We start from the raw sequence: 6,229 nt of genomic DNA on the forward strand, positions 1-6,229 counted from the left end.
CCGCTGGAGCTGACCATCGGCTTCGCGCTCGGCGCCGCCACCCGCGGGGTCGTCGTCGGTCTGGTGACGGCGGTCTGTGTGCTGCCCTTCGCCCGGCTCGGCGTCGCCAACCTCGCCGCCATCGTATGGTTCAGCCTGACCGCCTCGCTGTTGATGGGCATGATCGGCGTCTTCGCCGGCCTGTGGGCCGAGAAGTTCGATCAGCTCGCCGCCGTTCAGAACTTTCTGATCATGCCGATGACCTTCCTCAGCGGCACCTTCTACCTGGTCGACAACCTGCCGGAGCCGTTCGCCACGATCAGCCACTTCAACCCGATCTTCTATATGATCGACGGCTTCCGTTACGGCTTCATCGGCCAGGCCGAGAGCGTGCTGTGGATCGGCGTCGTCATGAGCGCGGTTCTGACCGCCGGCATGGCCGTGGCCTGCTGGCTGGTGTTCCGCTCGGGCTGGCGGTTGAAGAGCTAGGCGTTTCCTCGTCCACGGTCGTCCGGGTCAACCGCTCCGCCCGGGCCGGCGTTGTTGGCGGTGTCGCCCTCCACTGTGCTGTCGCCCTCGATCTCATCGAGACCGTCGCGGCGGTTCAGGCCGGCCGACTGGCCGATGCCCGGATTGCGCTGGAGATCGTCCGGCCCCCTGACGGATTGACGCTGCGGATCGGGATGATTGGACATGGCGGACTCCTTTCCTGCCCGGTCAACCGGCCGCCCGCCGGCCGGTTCCGGCGCCGGCGCGGCCGGGTGACCGCGTTTTAAGGTGCGCGGGACCGGCGGGCGCGCTAGCCATGGCGTCACGTCTTTCAGGGGGTTCCATGCTGTTCCGTAGTCTCGCCGCCGCCGCGGCGCTTCTCGCCGTCGTCACGCCCGCCGCCGCGCAGGACGTCGACCTCCGCGCCCAGGTCGCGGCCTATGTCCAGCCGTCGAACGAGGCCCGGACGCAGGTCGTCGTCGACCAGCTGCGCGCCGCCGGCTTCGAGCCGGTGGTCGAGACCTTCGTCGGCGGCAACCGCCAGACCGGCGAGTTGGAAGGCCGCAACGTCGTGGTCACGATCGGCGACGGCCCGCGGGAAATCCTGCTCACGGCCCACTATGACGCGGTCAAGCTGCGCGACGGGACGATGTCGCAGGGCGTGGTCGACAACGCCGCCTCGGTGGTCGGGGTCATCGAGGCCGCTAAGATCCTGCGCTCGAAGGACATGAACCACCGCGTGCGGATCATCCTGTTCGACCAGGAAGAGCTGGGCCTGATCGGCGCGAGGAAATGGATCGAGGCGCACGGCCTCGCCAACGTCGCCGCCGTCGTGAACTCCGACGTCGCCGGCTATGGCGACACGATGATGTACGGCCTCAACAACGGCGAGCAGTCGGCCGGGGTCACCCGCGCCGTGCGCGAGGTCTGCGCCGAGCGGGCCATGCACTGCGTCGGCTTCCCGGTCTATCCGCCCTCCGACGATCGCGCCTTCTCGGGCGCCGGCCTCGGCGGTCCCGCCGCGGCCCCGGCGGCCGTGGTTCCGACCGTCTCCCTCGGCTTCCAGGACCACGTCGGCGCCCACCAGATGTGGCTGGCCTTCAACGGCGGCGAGAGCAACGGCCTGGCCGAGGGCTTCGTCCCGCGCGTCTTCCAGCTGATCCACTCCGCCGATGACACCATGGAACGGATCGACCCCGCCACGGTGAAGACCGCCGGCGAGGTCTATGCGGCGCTGGTCGAGCGGCTGGACCGGCAGCTTTCGCACTGAGCGTCGCAGCGGGCGGGGCGGTGTTGACTAACCCCGCCCCCCGTCCGACAAGGCCTGACCCTTTTTCAAGCGGTCCCGACGCCTTCCGCGCCGGGGCCGTCTCGCTTTTGGAGGTCCGTTCCCGTGTCCACTGAACATCTGATGGGTGTCTACAACCGCGCGCCGCTGGAGGTGGATCGCGGGCAGGGCGCGCGTCTGTGGGCGAAGGACGGGACCGAATACCTCGACTGCGTCATGGGCATTTCGACCAACGCCCTCGGCCACGCCCATCCGGTGCTGGTCCAGGCCGTCAAGGACCAGGCCGAAAAGCTCTGGCACGTCTCCAACATCTTCAAGATTCCCGGTCAGGAAGCCCTCGCCGACGCCCTGTGCGAGAAGTCGTTCGCCGACGTCGTCTTCTTCACCAACTCCGGCACGGAAGCCGTCGAGTGCGCCCTGAAGACGGCGCGCAAATATCACTCGGCCAACGGCCAGCCGGAGCGGATCGACATCTACGGCTTCGACGGCTCGTTCCACGGCCGCACCTACGGCGCCATCAACGCCGCGGCCAACCCCAGCTACACCAACGGCTTCGGCCCGCCGATGGAGGGCTTCCACCAGCTGGTCTGGGGCGACCGCGAGGCGCTGGAGGCCGCGTTCCGCAGCCCGACCACCGCCGCCGTCATCCTCGAGCCCGTCCAGGGCGAGGGCGGCTGCCGCGCCACGCCGGACGAGGATCTGCGCTGGATGCGCCAGATGGCCGACGAGAACGGCGTGCTGATCATCTTCGACGAGGTCCAGTGCGGCATGGGCCGCACCGGCAGGCTGTGGGCCCACGAGTGGGCCGGCATGACGCCCGACATCATGGCCATCGCCAAGGCCCTCGGCGGCGGCTTCCCGATCGGCGCCTGCCTCGCCACCACGAAGGCGGCCACGGGCATGACCGTGGGCGTCCACGGCTCGACCTTCGGCGGCAACCCCCTGGCCATGGCCGTCGGCCAGGCCGCCTTCGCCGAAATCTCGAAGCCGGAGACCCTGGCCCACGTCAACGAGATCGCCGGCTACCTCAAGCAGCAGCTGCACGGCCTCGCCCAGCGCTTCCCGGACGTGATCGTCGAGGTGCGGGGCAAGGGTCTGCTGATGGGTATGAAGCTGATCCCCAACAACCGGGAATTCATGGGCTGGGCCCGCGACGAGGCGAAGTTGCTGGTCGCTGGCGGCGGCGACAACCTGGTCCGCATCCTGCCGCCGCTGAACCTGTCGCTCGAAGAGGCGCGCGAGGCCGTCGAGCGCCTGGAGCGCACCTGCGAATTCGCGCGCGGCAAGCTCGCCGCCGCCTGATTTTTCCGGAGGGGCCGATGGTCCGTCACTTCCTCGACCTGTACCGCCTCGAAGCCGAAGAGCTGCGCGCCATCCTCGACGACGCCCACGCCCGCAAACAGGCGCGCAAGGGCTGGCCGCAAGGCCGCGTCGACGCCGACGCCCCGGCGAAGGACCGCGTGCTCGCGATGATCTTCGAGAAGAACTCGACCCGCACCCGCTTCAGCTTCGACGCCGCCATCCGCCAGCTGGGCGGGTCCTCGATCATCGCCAACGCCGGCGACATGCAGCTGGGCCGCGGCGAGCCGGTCGAGGACACCGCCCGCGTCCTGTCGCGCATGGTCGATGCGGTAATGATCCGCGCCAATGACCACGAGGACGTCGAGCGCTTCGCCCGCGTCTCGACCGTGCCGGTCATCAACGGCCTGACCGACCGCTCGCACCCGTGCCAGATCCTCGCCGACCTGATGACCATCGAGGAGCATCGCGGCCCGGTCGCCGGCAAGACCATCGCCTGGGTCGGCGACGGCAACAACGTCTGCCACAGCTTCATGCACGCCGCGCCGAAGCTGGGCTTCCACCTGCAGGTCGCCTGCCCCGCCGACTACCATCCCGACCTGCACGACCTCGCCCGTGGCGGCAATCACGTGACCCTGACCAGCGACCCGCGCGAGGCCGTCGCCGGCGCCGACGTCGTGGTCACTGACACCTGGGTGTCGATGGGCGACCAGGATTACGAGGCCCGGCTCGAGGCCTTCGACGGCTATGGCGTCGACGAGGGGCTGATGAACGCCGCCGCCTCCGATGCGGTCTTCCTGCACTGCCTGCCCGCCCACCGCGGCGAGGAGGTCACCGACGCCGTCATCGACGGCCCCCGCTCGCTCGTCTGGGACGAGGCCGAGAACCGCATCCACGCCCAGAAGGCCGTTCTGGCCTGGTGTTTCGCGGGCTAGGCGGCAGGGATCAGGCAACAGGCAGCAGGTGCGATGACGCGCCTCGCCGCCAACCGCGCACTTCCTGCTGCCTGATGCCTCATTGCAGATTCACATCCGCCACCCCGCCCGAATCCGGCAGGGTCTTCGTCACATTGGCCTTGGCGATCTCGTAGGCGAATTTGAAGAAGCCGCCCTCATTGACCCACACGCGGCCATCGTCGGCGTCGAAGCGCAGGAGGGTCAGCATCCGGTCGTCCTTGCCCTCCGGATACCAGGCGGCCAGCACCGGGTTCCAGTAGCGGTCGATGACCTCCCGGTCATGCCCGTGCACCGACAGGGTCCCGTGGATGCAGGCCCAGACGTTCTGGTCCTTCGAGCCGTAGTGGAACATGGCGCTCTGACCGCCGCCGACTCCGGCGTCCTTCGCCAGATCGGTGTCCTCGCGGGTGAAGAACCAGATCGTGCCTGTCTCCTCCTCGCGGAAGGCGGTCATCGGCTGGGCGTGATAGCCGGGCTGGTCGAGGCCGAGCAGGCCGGTGTTGGATTTCTTGAGGCTGTCCCAGAATTCCTTCTCGGCCTCGGCGGCGGTCAGCGTCTTGTCGGCCATGGCGGCGTCTCCTGATCTTGGGGTCGATCAGGAATGGCCGGGCCGGGGCGGGGTTCCCTAGCGCGGCCGCTGCGGCAGGCCCGCCAGCGCGGCGAGGTGGACCAGCAGCAGCACGACGACCGCCGCCGACAGGATCATGATGAAGCGCCACGGGACCATGCGGACGCCCAGATGCGGCTGCGACGGCCGCGCTCCGCGCCATCCCGCGAACACGGCCAGGGCTATGGCGGCGGCCGTCAGGCCCAGGGTCATCGGCAGACTCATCGCCGCCAAGTGGCCTGCCGCGGCCCGCCACGCAAGCGCCCGAGTCCTTTCGGACCCGTTAATCTTCACGAGGTGTTAACGGCTCCGGCGCGAGACTCTCCGTCGGTGTACGGGCTTTCCACAGGAAGATGGTCAGACCCTACATCTTGGGGTTAACCACGCGTTTACACCCCTGATCTGGATGGGTAGCGTTGAGTCAAAGGTCGGGAGGCGAATCAGTGAGCGCAGCCGCGCCGTGGAGCGTAAAGGGCATCGAGCCCCGGGCGCGCGAGATCGCCAAGGACCTCGCCCGCCGCTCCGGCATGACGCTGGGCGAGTGGCTCAACACCATGATCATGGAAGACGGCGACGACGAGGAGGGCGTGGTGCCCCTGTCGCGCCGGCCCCACGCCGCCGACAGCTATGAGCGCCGTGGGCGCAGCCGCCGCGTCGACGACGCCTACGGCGGCGGCGAGGAGCCGTGGCAGCGTCTGAGCGCCTCGATCGATGCCATCGCCGCCCGGCTGGAAGCCGCCGAGCGCCGCTCGACCGTGGCGATCCAGGGCGTCGACCAGGCCGTCTCGGGTCTGGTCCGCCGCCTCGACGGCCAGGACGAGGCCGGCCGGTCGTACGGCCGCCGCATCGACGACATCGCCGAGGAGTTGCGCGAAGGGCATCGCCGCCTGCGCAAATTCGAGCAGGAGGTCGGCCCCAGGACGGCCGAGACCTTCGGCAAGGTCGAGACCTCACTGGGCGCGCTGGCGGGCCGGCTCTACGATATCGAGGAGCGCCAGCGCGGCAGCGTCAACGAACTGCGTCAGCGCATGGACGCGGTCGAGAAGATCGCCGGCCCCGGCGTCGGCGCCGATCTGCTGGCCCAGGTCGGCCAGCGGCTCGATCAGGCCCAGGGCCGCACCACCGAGGCCCTGCGCGGGCTCGAGCGCTCGTTCGCCGATCTCGACCAGCGGCTGCGCGCCGCCGAGGCCCGGGTCGAGCCGGAGGGCGTCCGCGAGGCCGCCCGCTTCGAAAAGCTGGCCGAGACGCTCAGCCGCCAGGTCGAGGCCAACCGCGCCGAGATGATGCGCCGCATGGACACGGCCGAGACCGAAGGCCGCATGGACCGCATCGAGCGCGCCGTTCTGGCCATCGGCGATCAGGTCAAGGCGTCCGAGGAGCGCTCGGCCAAGGCCGTCGAGGCCATGGGTCGCGAGGTCCTGCGCATCGCCCAGAATCTCAACGGCCGCGTCGGCCAGATCGAGGCCGACGCCCCCGCCCGTCTGGAGAAACTGGGCGAGACCCTGACCCGCAAGGTCGAGACCGACATGGGCCGCTTCGCCCAGGGCCTGGAGCAGCGGCTGGTCGCCGCCGACGACCGGCACGCCCTGGCGCTCGAGAAGCTGGGCGGCG

At 69.6% G+C, this 6,229-nt stretch carries 7 protein-coding genes and 1 pseudogene; 5 read left to right on the plus strand and 3 right to left on the minus strand.

What is annotated here, in order from left to right:
* A partial coding sequence (locus tag VGD32_RS08195; protein WP_331031406.1) for an ABC transporter permease occupies positions 1-468 on the plus strand: 468 nt, incomplete at its 5' end.
* On the opposite strand, the gene VGD32_RS08200 is transcribed toward VGD32_RS08195, so the two are convergent.
* The gene (locus VGD32_RS08200) at positions 465-674 is read right to left on the minus strand and encodes a hypothetical protein (protein ID WP_331031407.1); all 210 of its coding nucleotides are present in this window, start codon (positions 672-674) and stop codon (positions 465-467) included. The two genes, VGD32_RS08195 and VGD32_RS08200, sit on opposite strands and share 4 nt — an antisense overlap.
* Positions 675-811: 137 nt before the next feature.
* On the opposite strand from VGD32_RS08200, the gene VGD32_RS08205 reads away from it, so the two are divergent.
* From VGD32_RS08205 to argF, 3 genes are all read left to right on the plus strand, one after another.
* Entirely contained in the window at positions 812-1,738 is a 927-nt protein-coding gene (locus VGD32_RS08205; RefSeq protein ID WP_331031408.1) for a M28 family metallopeptidase, read from the plus strand.
* Between the two features lie 123 nt (positions 1,739-1,861).
* The gene (locus VGD32_RS08210; RefSeq protein WP_331031409.1) at positions 1,862-3,058 is read left to right on the plus strand and encodes an aspartate aminotransferase family protein; all 1,197 of its coding nucleotides are present in this window, start codon (positions 1,862-1,864) and stop codon (positions 3,056-3,058) included.
* A gap of 17 nt (positions 3,059-3,075) precedes the next feature.
* Positions 3,076-3,990, plus strand: a complete 915-nt coding sequence (argF, locus tag VGD32_RS08215; protein ID WP_331031410.1) for an ornithine carbamoyltransferase — start codon at positions 3,076-3,078, stop codon at positions 3,988-3,990.
* Between the two features lie 79 nt (positions 3,991-4,069).
* Here the strand turns inward: argF and VGD32_RS08220 are convergent, their stop codons facing one another.
* Complete coding sequence (locus VGD32_RS08220; RefSeq protein ID WP_331031411.1) at positions 4,070-4,579, minus strand: pyridoxamine 5'-phosphate oxidase family protein; 510 nt, start codon at positions 4,577-4,579, stop codon at positions 4,070-4,072.
* Between the two features lie 57 nt (positions 4,580-4,636).
* Positions 4,637-4,831, minus strand: a complete 195-nt coding sequence (locus VGD32_RS08225; protein ID WP_331031412.1) for a hypothetical protein — start codon at positions 4,829-4,831, stop codon at positions 4,637-4,639.
* 230 nt (positions 4,832-5,061) lie between these two features.
* Here VGD32_RS08225 and VGD32_RS08230 point away from each other — a divergent pair.
* Positions 5,062-6,229, plus strand: a pseudogene (locus VGD32_RS08230) (hypothetical protein); the annotation flags it as partial.

The sequence above is a fragment of the Brevundimonas sp. genome (genome assembly GCF_036402095.1).
GTDB lineage: Bacteria > Pseudomonadota > Alphaproteobacteria > Caulobacterales > Caulobacteraceae > Brevundimonas.

Bases quoted from the DNA above. Each gene is read 5' to 3' on its own strand.
- VGD32_RS08225 (WP_331031412.1), bottom strand. From the start codon at position 4,831: ATGACCCTGGGCCTGACGGCCGCCGCCATAGCCCTGGCCGTGTTCGCG.
- argF (WP_331031410.1), top strand. From the start codon at position 3,076: ATGGTCCGTCACTTCCTCGACCTGTACCGCCTCGAAGCCGAAGAGCTG.
- VGD32_RS08205 (WP_331031408.1), top strand. From the start codon at position 812: ATGCTGTTCCGTAGTCTCGCCGCCGCCGCGGCGCTTCTCGCCGTCGTC.
- VGD32_RS08220 (WP_331031411.1), bottom strand. From the start codon at position 4,579: ATGGCCGACAAGACGCTGACCGCCGCCGAGGCCGAGAAGGAATTCTGG.
- VGD32_RS08200 (WP_331031407.1), bottom strand. From the start codon at position 674: ATGTCCAATCATCCCGATCCGCAGCGTCAATCCGTCAGGGGGCCGGAC.